11 protein-coding genes are annotated in these 14,679 nt (G+C 57.3%); 1 reads left to right on the top strand and 10 read right to left on the bottom strand.

Going from position 1 to position 14,679, the window contains the following annotated elements; translation table 11 throughout:
• Positions 1-174: 174 nt before the first annotated feature.
• The gene (locus tag IDH41_RS01820; protein WP_190857768.1) at positions 175-2,208 is read left to right on the top strand and encodes a GDSL-type esterase/lipase family protein; all 2,034 of its coding nucleotides are present in this window, start codon (positions 175-177) and stop codon (positions 2,206-2,208) included.
• A gap of 488 nt (positions 2,209-2,696) precedes the next feature.
• Here IDH41_RS01820 and IDH41_RS01815 read toward each other — a convergent pair whose 3' ends face one another.
• From IDH41_RS01815 to IDH41_RS01770, 10 genes are all read right to left on the bottom strand, one after another.
• Positions 2,697-3,296 (bottom strand): ABC transporter ATP-binding protein, encoded by a 600-nt coding sequence (locus tag IDH41_RS01815; RefSeq protein ID WP_190857766.1) that lies wholly within the window; start codon positions 3,294-3,296, stop codon positions 2,697-2,699.
• On the bottom strand, positions 3,293-4,141 hold the full coding sequence (locus IDH41_RS01810; RefSeq protein ID WP_190857764.1) for an ATP-binding cassette domain-containing protein: 849 nt from the start codon (positions 4,139-4,141) through the stop codon (positions 3,293-3,295). The genes IDH41_RS01815 and IDH41_RS01810 overlap by 4 nt, the downstream gene beginning before the upstream one ends.
• Positions 4,142-4,152: 11 nt before the next feature.
• Complete coding sequence (locus tag IDH41_RS01805) at positions 4,153-4,968, bottom strand: ABC transporter permease (RefSeq protein ID WP_190857762.1); 816 nt, start codon at positions 4,966-4,968, stop codon at positions 4,153-4,155.
• The gene (locus tag IDH41_RS01800; protein WP_190857756.1) at positions 4,965-5,999 is read right to left on the bottom strand and encodes an ABC transporter permease; all 1,035 of its coding nucleotides are present in this window, start codon (positions 5,997-5,999) and stop codon (positions 4,965-4,967) included. The genes IDH41_RS01805 and IDH41_RS01800 overlap by 4 nt, the downstream gene beginning before the upstream one ends.
• A gap of 1 nt (position 6,000) precedes the next feature.
• Positions 6,001-7,611 carry an ABC transporter substrate-binding protein gene (locus IDH41_RS01795; RefSeq protein ID WP_190857755.1) on the bottom strand — a complete coding sequence of 537 codons (1,611 nt, stop codon included), beginning with the start codon at positions 7,609-7,611 and terminating at the stop codon, positions 6,001-6,003.
• A gap of 310 nt (positions 7,612-7,921) precedes the next feature.
• The gene (locus tag IDH41_RS01790) at positions 7,922-9,307 is read right to left on the bottom strand and encodes an MATE family efflux transporter (protein ID WP_190858181.1); all 1,386 of its coding nucleotides are present in this window, start codon (positions 9,305-9,307) and stop codon (positions 7,922-7,924) included.
• A 75-nt stretch (positions 9,308-9,382) separates the two neighbouring features.
• Complete coding sequence (locus IDH41_RS01785; RefSeq protein WP_223829368.1) at positions 9,383-10,918, bottom strand: AMP-binding protein; 1,536 nt, start codon at positions 10,916-10,918, stop codon at positions 9,383-9,385.
• Entirely contained in the window at positions 10,915-11,766 is an 852-nt protein-coding gene (locus IDH41_RS01780) for an SDR family NAD(P)-dependent oxidoreductase (protein ID WP_190857753.1), read from the bottom strand. Before IDH41_RS01780 ends, IDH41_RS01785 begins: the two co-directional genes overlap by 4 nt.
• 607 nt (positions 11,767-12,373) lie before the next feature.
• A complete protein-coding gene (locus tag IDH41_RS01775) occupies positions 12,374-13,639 on the bottom strand; it encodes an FAD-binding protein (RefSeq protein ID WP_190857751.1) in 1,266 nt (421 codons plus the stop codon).
• 60 nt (positions 13,640-13,699) lie between these two features.
• Positions 13,700-14,614, bottom strand: coding sequence for an NAD(P)-dependent alcohol dehydrogenase (locus tag IDH41_RS01770; protein WP_190857748.1), 915 nt, complete (start codon positions 14,612-14,614; stop codon positions 13,700-13,702).
• Positions 14,615-14,679: the final 65 nt, after the last annotated feature.

Raw genomic sequence — 14,679 nt, 5'->3', positions numbered from 1 at the left:
ATTATAAAACAGGCATTTTGAGGCCCACTGCCATATTCCTTGTCCTATTCCGGCCAGATTGTACATTCTTGTTCAATTCCGGTTGGCAACGCTTTCTTTCTTGACTTCGATGCTGCCGTCATGAAAAATGGGAACGTATAGCGGTACTAGATTGAGAGAGGGGATAGCGTTCATATGAACAAGCATGAGCCAGGGAATACAGCAGGCTATAAATTCAACTTTTCTTGCACGCCAAAAACCGGTTATACGCAGGTTTGCAGCGACGCCGGCGGCCGCGTTCCTTTGTACGATGAAGCTTCGGGCTTAGGATTTGTGGAAGAAACCTGCGCCGTCCCTCCAAGAGCCGTTCATGCGGACAGCATTCGGATGACCGAAGAGGGCTGCGTCGTTTGCGAAGCGGAATTTATGGAGGAGCCCGGCTTTGAGAGCGAGCACTACAATCGTTTCGGCATGGCGTTTCGGATGAAGGCTCCGGCGGGAGCTTATGAGATCCGCGTCAAAACCGCAGGAGCCGGGGATGCGGACATATCGGTGTCCGGCATGCATGGCGGCAAAATTCTTGCCGGCGGCTATTGGGACGTGGCGGGTCTCGTGCCGATCCGCTCCGTCGCCTCCGCAAGCGGCCGGGACTGGACGTATACGTATGTGAACGGCAGAGCGTTTATCGATATTGAAATCGAACCGAAGCAGATCGGCCTGGATGTGGGGCTTGCCGAAATCGAGCTTGTGCCTCTGCCGCCGAAGAGTCGCCCTGCGGGCGCTTTGCCGACGATTTTCACGCTGGGGGATTCTACGGTCAAATCTTATACCTTCGAAGAAGCGCCGATGAGCGGCTGGGGGCAGGTGTTTGACGATCTGTTCGATCCGGAGCGCGTTAACGTCGTTAATTATTCGATGGGCGGACGCTCCTTCAAAAACGCCTATTGGGAAGGCCGCTTGAACGATATATTGCTGACGGCCAATGCCGGAGATTATTTGCTCATCCAATTCGGGCATAACGACGAGAAGGAGGACGAGCTGCACCGGTTTGGCAGAGGGTCGCTGGAGGCGTCTTACGAGGCCTGGATCAAAGAAGCGTATATTCCCGCTATCCGCGCCAGAGGCGTTCACCCCGTGCTGGTCACGCCGATTTCGAGAATTAACGGGGAAATGAAGGTGACGGATGAATTCGTTAACTCCTTTAACCATCGAAAATTCCCGGACATTATGAAGCGCGTCGCCGCCGAGCTCGGTGTGGATACGATTGACTTGAACGCGGAGAGCCTTCGCTACTATCGGGAAATCGGCGCGGAAGCCGCGCTCGCCATCGTGATGTCCATCGAAGCCGGAGAAACGCCGGGCAAAACGAATGATGGCAGCTATGCCAACGGGCATCCGGCCAATAAGATCGACGGGACTCATTACAAAGAAGCGCTGGCCAAGCCTTTTGCCCGGATCGTGGCCGAAGGACTTGTTCTCCTTGAAGCCTCAGGCAGCTCTGCGGCAGCCGAAATGGCGGCCTGCTTGAAGGCTTCTGTCAAAGAGGCCATCGCTTCCGGCGACTGGTCGCACATTTATCCGGAGATGGCCGCTGATATCACGACTGGCCGCGGCTCCTATTACCGCAATCAGATCGAGAAGCTGCTGCAGCTCGGTGTGATGACCAAGGATGCAAACGGACTCTTTCATCCGGAGAGGGTCATGACCGTGCAGGAGTTTGTCTCCGCGCTGGCCCGCCTGATGAGGCTCGAGCAGCGGCTGTTCGCCGGCTTTGCGCCGGGCGGTCTGACTCGCGAGGTTATGGGCGCTATTCTCTTGGCAGCGTACGAAGCGGCCTTCAAAGCCCCTCCGAAATACATGACCGACTACAACGGCAGCACGGCCGTTCCCGGCAGTCCCGGCTACGATCCGAATCTCGATTCCGGAGCCCAAGGAGCCATGTACGATCCTCTTGTACCTTTTGACCGGCTGACGGATACGGACACGGTCGATCCGGCATTGGCTGTGCGCGTGAAAGCCGCGTACGAGCTCGGCTTGATCCGGTCGGAGGCCGGCATTGCAAGAGGACGCATGGTGAACGGCACCGAGCTGGAACCGAAGAAGCTGGTAACCCGGGAAAAAGCGGCCAAAGCCCTTTACTATATGTGGGTACTTGTACACCCCGTCCGTATTGAAAATGACTCGTCGCGGTTGGACGACGCTCTAGAAATTCCCCGTACGGTTACATAACTACGATTTCTGGGATTTGCGACCTCATTAGGCCGGCAAGTTCGAGCGGTTCGAGCAATGAGCCGATTATTCGGGACCTGGCCATTGGCCGGATTGCGACATGCTGCCGCTCGGGCGAATCGGAATCGACGGAGAGTATATGAAAAAACCTCCTACGAGAGTAGGAGGATGTGAATTTGGATGGTACGAGGAAAGCCTTGTCTCATCAGCCTCAGCGAATCCCGAGAGGCTATATATTTTCAAAAAATGAAACTAATTCTTCCCCATCTCCCCACACTTCCGATTTAACTTCAGTCTTTGAAATTAAATGGAAACATTCGGGTTATTCCATTTGGAACCAGCTGCTTTTATTTCAAAATTTGAAACAAATTCGCCAAAATCGTTCCTGCTTTTGCTCATTGTTTCAGTTTTTGATATTAAATCCCACTTGACACCACGAATCGATTTTCAGCAGCCCGTGCTTGTATAAAAAACGGACAACCTCGCCCTTATTGCATAAAAACCTTTCTCGTACAGATGGCGCCCGCCAAATGCTCGTTGTGGGTAATCGCCAAAATGCCGATCCCGTATTGCTTGGCATAGTCCAGGACGACATGCCAAATTTGGGACTGCGTAATGACATCGAGCATCGTGCTGATTTCGTCGGCGATAAGGAAGCGCGTTTCCGGCCGGAGCGCCCGCATGACGCATATTCGCTGAAGCTCGCCGCCGGAGAGCTCATTTGGATAACGGTCCAAAAAATGCGTCTTGACCCCAAGCTCCCTCCTTAGGCCGTCGTCGTATTCCCCTGCTTCCGCGAGTGTCTTGCCAAGCTTCCATCTCGGATTGACGGCAAGCTCGGGATGCTGGTAGATGAGTTGAACGGGCGAGTAGATCCCTTTCGGGACTGGCTTTCCGCCGAGCAGGACGTCGCCTTTGTACCCGCCGATTTGACCGGCCAATATTTTGCCGAGCGTGCTCTTCCCGCGGCCGCTTGTGCCGATCAGACCGACGACCTCGCCGGCTCGAATGTCCAGCGAGATATCCTCCAATAGCCATTCCGCGCTTCCGCCGTATTTGAAGTAAATATGATTCGCCTCGAGCTTCATGCGTCGTCCTCCTCTCCCGCATCGCAGCCGGCGTCGATTTCCTCCCCGTAGTCTTTGCCCCGGACGGAATGGAACCCGTTCTGCGGCAGCGCATGCCATAACGCTTTGCTGTAAGGATGCTTCACGTTGTCCGGGGAAGCCTCGAACGCCTTCGCGTCCGCCACCTCGACCGTCAACCCTTTATTGAATACCGCGATCCTGTCGGCAACGACAAAGGCCAGGTCGATGTCATGGGTGATCATCAGTACGCCTCGGCCGAGAGCGGCAAGCTCCTTCAAGGAGCCTAGCGTCTCGTCCACCATCGATTTATGGAGGCCGGGCGTCGGTTCGTCCGCGATAACGAGCTCGGCGCCCGAGGTGAGCGCGGTACCGATGAGCACTCTTCGCGCCATGCCGCCGGACAGCTGGAACGGGTATTTGTTCTTCGCGTCATCCCCGAGCTGAAACCGGTTCATGACGCTTTTTACGGCGTTTGCCGCCTTTCTGAGCGGACTTTCGATTTGCTTGCCCGTTGTCATCAGCGGGTCCAGATAGCTTACCGATTGCGGAATGAGCGAAATTTCCTTGCCGCGCAGCCGTTCCTTCAGGCTCTGGCTAAGCTCCTCCCCTTTGAATTTTAGGCTTCCGCCGGTTGCGGCATTGGATGGAAGGATGCCGAGAATGGCATGCGCGAGCAAGCTTTTGCCCGAGCCGCTTGCGCCGACGACCGCTACGATCTCGCCCGCATGCACATCGAGCGTAAAACCCGATATAACCCGCGTCTCGATCTGCTTCAAGCCTCGGCCGTATTGCTTGAACTGAAGCGTGAAGTCCTTCACTTCGAGCAGAGGTATTCGTTGTCCCATGCTTGCATCTCCTATTCGTGAGACTTGTATGGATTGTAGAGCGATTGAATGCTGTCTCCGAGAAGGTCGAACAGCCTGACGATGACGAGCAGGGATAGTCCCGGCATGAGGGCGGTCCACCACTGCCCCGCGCTCAAATAATTAAGCGATTCCGACAAAATGACGCCGATGCCCGGCTGATGGGGCGACAAGCCGAAGCCGAGAAAGGTCAAGGACGCCTCGTGCAAAATCGTATGCGGGAACATCAGGATGAGCCCGACCAGAAATTGCGGATACGCATGGGGAAGAATATGACGCAGGGCGATATAAGCATTGCTTTTCCCCATGCTTCTGGCGGCGATCACGTATTGGCTTGACTTCAGCTGCAGCACTTCCGCCCGGACGACGCGCGCCAGGTACGTCCAATGCGTCAGGATCATGCCGACGATAATGCCCTGGGGCCCTTTGCCGACGATAAAAGAAACAAGGATCAGAAAAATAAGCATCGGCACGCCCATGACGACGTCGATCAGCCAATTGACGCAGGCGTCGACCCTTCTTCCCCCGATCGCGGCCGCCGTTCCCATCATGAGAGCGATCAATCCGCTCCCGATCGTCGACAGCGCCCCGATTACGATGCTAAGCGACAGGCCTTTGACCGTTCGGATAAACATATCGCGCCCGAACCAGTCCGTTCCGTAAATATGGCCAAGCGAAGGCAGAAGGTTTTTGCGGGCGAAGTCGACCCGCGTCGCCTCCTCGGTCAAGAAGCTCCCGGCCGCCATGACGGCGATAAGGAGAAACGCGGAGAACGATGCATAGATTAACGTTTTTTGGCGCCTGTTCATATCCGTCGAGCCCCCTCCCTTATGCGGGGATCGACCGCGGCATATAACAGATTGGCAATAAAATTGCCAGCAAAAACGAAGGCGGACGCGAACAAGGCGATGCCGACGAGAAGCGGCAGATCGGCCCTGATCCCCGCTTCGACGACGGCTTTGCCGAGCCCCGGATAGGAGAAGATGCCTTCGGCGAGCGTTGAACCCCCGAATAATTCGGCGATCGTTCCGAATTGAAGCGTAATGGCCGGCAGCAAAATATTTTTGAAGCCATGCCTTTTGAAGAGCAGCCATTTGCCCGCTCCCCTCGCCTTGGCGAATAGGGCGTAATCGCTGTCCAGCACGTCGATCAATTTCTGCCTTGTATGCAGCGCGATACTCGCGACGCCGGTCAAGCTGAGCGTCAGGGCGGGCAGAATCAAATGGTATAGCCGGTCGCCCCAGGTCGCTTCGGCGGCCGTCGCGTCGATCGGCGCGCTCAGTCCGATCGGGAACCAGCCCAGCCAGACGGAAAAGACGATCAATAACAGGATGCCGACCCAGAAGATCGGCGCGGATGCGAGCGTCAGGCAGTACAGCTTGATGAATTTATCGACGAGCTTCCCTCTGTTCAGCGCCCCGATAATGCCCATGGAGAAGCCCAGAATGCCCGATAACGCCCACGACGTCCCCATGAGCAGCAGCGAGGCCGAGAACTTCTCCGCGATGACATCCGCCACCGGTTGATTGTAAACGATGCTCGTTCCCATATTTCCTTCGAGCAAGCCTCTGATCCATTTGACGTAGCGAACGGCAAAGCCGTCGTTAAGCCCCCAATATTCCCGCAAATGCTCGATTTGCTCCGGAGGCAGCGAGGCGTGCTCGCCGCCGATGTAGGCTTCGATCGGATCGATCGGCGAAAACTTCATGAGCACGAAGCATACGACCGAAACGGCAAACATCAGCAGCAGCAGCCTGAGCGCCTTCTTCCCCGAATAGCGAAGCAGGATGACGAAGCGCGGGAGGGCAAGCGGCGGGTTTGGCTTCAGCGGAATCGTCATCTTAACGCTTCACCCAATCTTTAATGTTTTCGACGGTGATCCAATAGGCGCCCCGGTGCGGAGCAGGCCGGAAGTCGCCGATTTCCACGCCGTCTTTGATATAGAACGTATGATGGAAGGCGACGATCGGCACGAACGGGCTGTCCCCCAAGGCGTTCGCGCCGTGCTCGCCGTCCCACTGCGCTTTCTGCCAGTAAGCCATCGCCTCGTCCTGATCCGTCGTCTGTATCGCCTTATTCAAATAGTCGTCCACGATTTCATTCTTGTAGCTGGGCGAATTGGTCGTGCCCTTCGCAATCCGGTCCGAGCTGAAGTTCGTGTAAATTTCAAACGGGCTGTCGGCGCCTTTGCCGAACAGGTAGGCTTCCTTGTAGATCAGCTTCTGCTTGCTGATTTCGTCCCATACCTTCGCCTCGAGGTTCACCTGGATCCCGATCTTCCGGGCGCTCTCCTGAACGCCGAGCACGACGGCCTGCCTCTCCACTTCGCCTGGCGTGTAGAGCAGCGTGAACTCCGCCATTATCCCGTCCTTCTCGACGATGCCGTCGCCATCGGAATCCGACCAGCCGCCTTCCTCCAAAATTCGCTTCGCCGTATCGATATCCGCGTTCGGGATGACGTTCGCTTCGTTATCCCAAGGCATGCCCGGGTTATGGGAATAGACCGGGCGCGTTCCGCCACTCAGCGCGTCCCTGCTTATCCCTTCCCGGTCCATCCCGTAGGACAGCGCCCTGCGGATCGCGCGATCCGCGGTTACGTCGTTGCCGATCGGCATGCCGTCCATCTCGTAAGTCCCCGTCCTGACGGTGGGTAGGCTGAGCGAGACAATATCCATCGTCTCGATGCTTCGCTGCGTGTAGCCTGGAATTTCCTTCCCTATGTAGTCCATGCTTACGCGCGCGATGTCGATCTCGCCCCGCTTCGCGCCCGCGAAGCTGGCGTCCATGTCCAGATACAGGAACGTGACTTTGCCGATGTTCGGCTTTTTGCCGTAATAGAGCGGATTCGCTTCGACAACCAGCTTTTGCCCCTTCTGCCACTCCACGAATTTATACGGGCCCGAGCCGATCGGATGCTGGGCGTAATCCGGGCCGTAGGCGTGCTCGGGGATAATCGCGATCCGGGTCAGCGTATATTCGAAGGTGGAATCCGGATGCTCCAGCACGAATTTGACGGTGTGATCGTCCACGGCAACGACCTCTTTGACATTGGACAGATCGATGTACGAGGTCGTCTCCCTCACCTTCCCGAACGTGAAGACGACGTCGCTTGCGGTGAACTTGACCCCGTCCGAGTACAGCACGTCGTCCCTCAGCTTCACCGTTAATTCCTTTCCATCCTCGCTAACGGCGCGCTCGACCGCCAGATCGTTGACCAGATACATCTCCTTGTCGAAGACGACCAGCTTGCTTTGAAACAGCGCTTCCCCGAGCCCGGGCCAGTCGAAAGCGGGATCGAAGCCTTTGGCCGGCTCCCCCTTGATCGAGACGACGATTCCGTCGGAAGCTTCTCCGGACGCCGTCTTCGCCGGCTCCGGCTTCGCCCCGTTCGAACAAGCGCTTATCGCGGCAGCCAGCGTCAATAGCAAAAATAGTTGCAGCTTTCTTCTCATCTTGCCCTCCTGAATATGGATTGGTCGGATATAATGTCCGAGATAATAGTAATTATTACGATTAAATTTGTCAATAGTAATCATTACGAATAATCCCGTCAGCAGGCTTAATTCTGCGTAAATTCGGCCATCGCTCGCGAAATCGGATGCCGTTCGCATCTCGTGCGCGCGCTTGCCGCATTGGGCGAATCGCAGCACAAACAGGCTGCCGAGCAAAATTCTCGGCAGCCTGATATTGTGCAACGCAGCCGGAGCCGGTCGCCTCAACCTTCTCATGAGATGGACCATCAGCACTCTCCATTGACCAAAACTAGATCAGCTTATGCCTGTACCATTTGTCCCCTCTGAAGCGCCAGAGGAAGATCGCCCCGCGCACGCCCCATTCGGCGACCATCGCCAGCCAGACGCCCATGATGCCAAGCCCGAGCGTTATGCCCAAAATATAGCCGAGAATGATGCGGAAGAGCCACATGGTGAGCAAGGAAGCGATCGAAGTGAACTTTGAATCGCCGGCCGCGCGCAGCGCAGACGGCATGATGAAGCTCATCGACCATAAAATCGGCTGCGCGACCGATATAAGCACGATTAACGCAAAAATATCCGGCACGATCTCTTTCGGCGGCGCGTACAGGCTTACGAGCAGCGGGAACAAAAGCAGCAGAATTACCGTAATCAGCACGAAAAACACCGTGGACAGCCATAGGAACGATTTGATGAACAGCCTGGCGTCCTCGATGTTTTTGCGGCCGATGCACTGTCCGACGACCGTCACGACGGCGACGCTCAGCGCGGTTCCGCCGATTTGAAACAGCATGGACAGCGAGCCGCTGATCGCGTTGACCGTAATCGCCAGCGTTCCGAGCTGGACGATGAACGTCTGCGTGAGCAGCTTGCCTCCGTTGAAGAACATTTGCTCCGCCGCAAACGGGATGCCGATGAACATAATCTTCTTGAGCAGCGACAGATGGAGCTTGAACGCGTCCCGCAGCTGGAAGCGGAGCGATTGGTTGTATCTCGTCAAATAAAAGACGGCCGCCGCCATGCCGAGCACCCGCGCAGCGATCAGGGCGACGGATAGCCCGACGACGCCGAGGTCGGCGAACTTGACGAGCGCGACGTTGAGCAAGAAGTAGGACGCGTTCAGGATGACCGACAGGACGAGGCTCGCCTTCGTGTCGGCCACTCCCCGGAGCACGCCGGTAACCGCTTGGTACACCGCAATGAACGGATAGGAGATGCAGCTTCCGATCAGGAAGATTTTAGCGTTATGCATGACGTCCGCTTCCGCCCCGCCGAACAGAAGGTCCAGCGCGGACGCGTGAAAAATAATGACGAGCGCGCTCATCAGGACCGAGGCGACCGCCACCGCGGATATCGCCTGCGACGCGGCCTTCGATACCATCTCCTGGTTGCCGCTGCCCTTGTATTGCGCCACGATGACCGTTCCGCCCGTCGCGATGGCGGCGAACAGGTTGATGATGAAAATATTGATCGAGTCCACCATGCTGACCGCGCTGACGGCGGCGACGCCGGAGGAGCTGATCATCGCCGTATTGAGCAGGGCCATCAGGACGATGAACGCCGAATCCACGAAAATCGGGACGATGATCGCGAAAACTTGTTTGTAGTCCATCGTGCTGCCGCTGAAATAACGGCTTAATACCGATACGCTTTTTTGTTGCATTCTGGCTCGCATTTGCTGCACTTCATCATCACTTCTTTTCTTGTTCTTCAGGTGTAATCGGCAGGATCGATGTGCCCTTCGGGCCCGTTAATCGAGCTGCTTCTTATCCTGTTTCCCCAGCCGGGTATAGGGGATTTCCCGTACGAATACGATTTCCCGCGGCATTTGATACCTCGCGGCCCGCGGGCGCAGCCAGTCCATTAACGCTTCCTCGGACAGGCCGGCAAGCTCGGCCGGCTGAACGTACGCCTTCAGCCTCTGGCCGAACATTTCGTCGCGCACGCCCTTCACGGCGACATCCTCCACGTCCGGGTGCCGGATGAGCAGCTGTTCGACCTCGATCGGATAGACGTTCTCGCCGGCCGATACGACCAGGTCATCCGCCCTGCCGCACAAGTAGTAATAGCCGTGCCGGTCCCGGTATCCGATATCGCCCGTCTTGATCCAGCCGCCTCCAACGCCCTTCGCCGACCATTTGTTTTTGACGCAAATTTGTCCGGCTATCCCGGCTTTCTCTTCCGTCCCGTCGGCATTCGCGATTCGAATCCGTGTCCCGACAATCGGACGGCCGACCGTCCTCGCGTCATGCGCCAAATCCTGCGGCGTCGCAACGAGGTTGAGACCGGCTTCGGAGGTGCCGTACAGGTTGTACAGAACCGGGCCCAATTTATCCAAAGCCTCCTCCGCAAGCTTCGGATTCAGCTCCGCGCCTCCCGACGCGACGCAAGCGAGCGTTTTCAGATCGCCGGCGCCGAGCTTCAGCATTTTGCTCAGCATGAGCGGCACGACGGTTACGACGTCGACGCCGTGACGCCGAATGAGGGTGCATGCCCTCCCGGCTTCGAAGCCGCTCGTCAGCACGATCTTCTTGCCGAGCGCGACGAACAGCAGCAGAATCGCGATGCCGTACCCGTGAAAGATCGGCGTTGCGATATAGGCCGTGCTGCAGTGTAGCAGCTTCAGCTTCGACAGCAGCTCCCCGAACGGTTGCAAGTAATTGAACAACGACGGCTTGTGCGCGATTTTTTTCGGTTTGCCCGTCGTACCGCCCGTCAGCAGCATGATTTTGCCGGAAGAAGCCCGCCTGCGCGGCCGATTCGTCTGTCTCGCTGCGCGCAGCAGGTTATCGACGGCGGGCAGCCGGTCATGGTAGCTGAGCAGCGCAGCTTTCGCATACGCCGATTGCTCGACGGCCGGCGTCAGCTCGGCATCGTGGATAAGCAGGTCGAAATCATAGTCGGCCGTCAGCTGCTTCAGCTGGCCGGCGCTCATCTCGGCGCTGAGCAAATAAAGATCCGCTCCCGTCATGGAAGCGGCGAATACGGACTTCACCAAAGAAGCATGGTTGCGGCACATCAACCCGACCTTCCGGCCTTGGCCGATGCCGTAGTTGTCCGCCAGCAGCCCGGCAAGACGTTCCGACTCGGCAGCCAATTGCCGGAAACTCAAACTTTCGCGGTCATCAGTCAGGGCGGTCTTCCCGCCATGCGTTCTCTCCGCAAGCCCCAGCAGCGCCATCGGATTGACGCCGTATCGATAGACGGCCGCGGCCAAGCCGTACAAGCCCTTTGGGGACAGCATGCCAATCCGGTACATGACGCGAGCCAGCGTAACGATGCTCAAGCGTCGGTTCCCCTCTTGCGCAGCCGGCCCGCGATGGCCGCTTCCAGAGGGCTCCGGAATGCGACGGAAGCGAGCTCGCCGAACGGCAGCCACCACGGCATCGCCCTTCTCCGCCTCGTATACATGCATCTTGCGATAAGCCGCGCCGCCTGCTCCGCGCTCATCGCGGGCATGCTCCGGTAGGCGGCCGTCGGAGCGATCATCGGCGTCCTGACCAGCGGCAAATAAACGGATGTCGCCGCGATGCCCCTCGCATGCAGCTCGGGCGCGGCGGACCGGAGCCATGTGTCGAACGCCTGCTTCGAAGCCTGATAGGCGGCGAAATAAGGGAACGGAACGAGCGACGTGTTAATCGTGGAGACGTTGATGATCTGCCCCTGTTTTTGTTCAAGCAGCGGAACGAGCGACAGAACCAGCCGGACGGGCGCGAAATAATTGATCGCCATCGTCCGGGTGAAGTCGTGATAGCGGTCCAGGGAATCCCCGATCGAACGCTTGATCGACAGGCCGGCGTTGCTGACGACCGCATCCACCCCGTCCGGCAGGCGACTAAGGAACGTCAAGAACGCGCCCAGTTCGTCCTCGTTCCGAAGGTCCGCGGCATATACGCTCACCCGCGCCGCCCCCTGCTCGATCTCCCGCTTCATCGCATCCAGCCGTTCCGCTCTTCGGGCCGCCAATAGGAGATGAACCGGCAGGCGGCCGAGCAAATAAGCGAGCCGCTCCCCGATCCCGGAGCTCGCCCCCGTAATGACGACCGTTTTCCCATTCAGGGCGTGAGCCAGCTTCTTCTCGTCCAACTGCACCCGCGGGAACAGCACGCTTTCCAACCAGTCAAGCTTGCGCATCGGCAGTATCCTTTTCCGTAAGGTTATGCTTCTATTGTCCTCCAATTGGTTGCGGGGCACAAGACAAAAAAAAGCCAGCAAGAAAGTATTCATTCTCTGCTGCCGTTCTAACGTCCAAATGATGCGTGATGGCCTTGCAGTTGAGCAGTCGATCAGATATTGGCGCCTCTGCGCGGGAGGTTATTTCAATAATTGAAACTAAGCGCGAAAGAAGGCAGCAAATAGAGATTTTGTTTCAAATTTTGAAATAAAAACGGTTAATAGCAAAGTGAAAGGCTCGAAAGGTACCGTTTAAGTTCAAATACTGAAACTACATCGTGAATAATTGGGAATAAGACCGATTTAGTTTCATTTTTTGAATTTATCATCGCCATCTCGTGGCTAAACGTCGTCGAAGAAGGTGGGCGTGTTTGGGAAGCGCGAAAAAGAGGGGCTGAACAAGAGAACGGGAATTTTTTCTCAGAAAATCAAATAGAGCTGTCCCTAAGGTCGCTTTTTATGACCTCCCGAGACAGCTCCATCGGCCGAAGCCTCCCGTCCGATTCACGTTACGTTGATCGGGATCGGCCCCGGTATTGGTATATTTGGTTTTGTTTTTTTTGGGCTATTAGGCGTTGCCCAGAATATAGGTGTCCAAATAATCGTTGCGGAACTTTCCTTGCGGATCGCAGCGCTTGATCAGCTGCCGGAACGCCGGCAGCTTCTCGTACAGCGATTGCAGCCGTGCCGGAGCCATCGCGAACAGCTTGCTCCAATGCGGACGGGCATCGAAAGGCGCCATCCGTTCTTCGATCAGCGGAAGCAGCTGCCGAACGGCCTCACCGTCCGCTTTCCACGTGAAATGGAACGCAACCGAATCCTGCTTATAGCACGGACTCATCCAATGATCGTCCGCCGCTATCGTGCGTACTTCGGATACATATAGAAGCGGCGCGATGCGCTCCTTTAACCGGTCGATCTCGCACAGCGCTTCGTAGGCGTCTTCGCGGCGCACGAAATATTCGCTTTGCAGCTCTTCGCCGGCGCTCGGGGTGAAATCCATGCGGAAGTGAGGCATCCGCTCGTACCAGGGACCGGGAACGCCAAGCTGACGGCTGCAGTTGTCCGCGCCTAAGCCCGGCACCGGATGCCGGTGCTCCGCAGCGGGCACCGCGGCGAAGAACGGGCTTTCCGGCTGAGCCGCCTTCGGATCGTCCGTCCTCCGTTTCACCCAAACTTGATTAAACGCCGATTCCTTCCAATCCGAGAACAGGCTGACGCTGTAAGCGCTTGAGAATACGGCGTCCAGGTTGTCGCGGAGCCGCGAGAGCGGCAGATTCTCGTAGACGCGCTGGCTCATCTCGAAGGCCGGGACCACGTCCAGCGTCAGCTTCGTCACGACGCCAAGCGCCCCAAGCCCGACGACCGCCCCGGCGAAGTCGCCGTCTTGGCCGCGGGTGAAGACGGCCGTCTCCCCGTCCGCCTTCACGAGCTCCAGCGCGTAAACCGCCGTCGAGAGGCTGCCGTTCCGGTCGCCGGAGCCGTGCGTCGCCGTCGCGCATGCGCCGGCCACGGTAATGTGCGGCAGAGACGCCAGATTGTGCAGCGCGTAGCCGTTGTCGTGAAGATAGCGGCACAGCTCGCCGTAGCGGATGCCGCCTTCGACCGTGACGCGGCGATTCGTCCGATCCAAATCGACTACGCGGTTAAGCTTGTGCAGCGAGAGATGGGTTGCGGTCGTATCGGCGATTCCATTAAACGAATGCCGGGAGCCAAGCACCTTGACCCGGCTGCCGCGGGCAACCTTCTCCCGCAGCTCTTCCATCGTATCGGGGGCGTGGAACTCCGCGGCGTTATATGCATAGTTGCCTGCCCAGTTTCGTTCGTTTTCCACTCGTTTGCGCATCTCCTTATCCATTAACGTACTCGTCTTCAGTATAGCACGGGATAGGATTCATGCGTCCACCGCAATGACCACGTTTCCTTTTTTGCGCCCCTGCTCCACATAGCGGTGAGCCTCGCGGATTTGTTCCAGCGGATAGCGCCGGTCGATGACCGCTTTAAATTTTCCCGCCTCCATAAGCTCCTTAAGGAAAATCAAATCCTGCGCCAGCTCCCTCGCGACCCCTTGCCCCTCGACCGAGACGAATTTTCCGTCCGTGGCCAGCGCGGCCTTTCCTTTGGCTTTCGGGAGCTTCCCGACGGCATCGAAGACGATATCGTAACGGTCTCCCCTTTCCGTAATATCCTCCCTCGCGTAATCGATGACCCGATCGGCCCCAAGGGATTTCACCAATTCCGCATTCGCCGCGCTGCACACCCCGGTCACTTCCGCCCCGTAGCACCTCGCCAGCTGTACCGCGGCAGTGCCGACCGCGCCGGAAGCGCCATAGACCAGCACCTTGTGCCCGCTTTGGATTCTTCCTTTTTTCAAAAAATGGATCGCCGATGTTCCGCCGAAAGGAAGCGCAGCGGCTTCCTCAAAGGTCGCATTGGCCGGCATGGCGGCCACAACGCCGTCTTCGGGCAGGCAGACGTATTCGGCATGGGCGCCGAAGCGCATGCCCGATAAAGCGAAAATCCGGTCGCCCGGCCCGAACCGCTTAACAGCTTTTCCCGCCGCTTCGACCTCGCCGGCGAGCTCCACGCCGAGAATCGGCTTTCTCGGTTTCCTAATCCCCAAGACGAGCCTCATCGGAATCCAATATGCGGGCGGGCATCTAAAGCCTCGAACCCGGCAGTCCCCCGAGGTCACCGTCGACGCGCGCACTTTTACCAATAGTTCATTGTCCTTTGGGACGGGCTTTTCGACAATCTGAAGCTCCAGTACGTCCGGCGACCCGTATTTTGTGCAAATAATCGCTTTCATTCGCTTCCCTCCTAAACGGCTTGCGCCATTTACAAGTAGTTTAGCTTACGAACCGGTATGGTCGC

Source organism: Paenibacillus arenilitoris, from assembly GCF_014705655.1.
Lineage (GTDB): Bacteria > Bacillota > Bacilli > Paenibacillales > Paenibacillaceae > Pristimantibacillus > Pristimantibacillus arenilitoris.
Note: the sequence above shows the minus strand (reverse complement) of the source record. Positions and strands in the feature narration are given on the sequence as shown.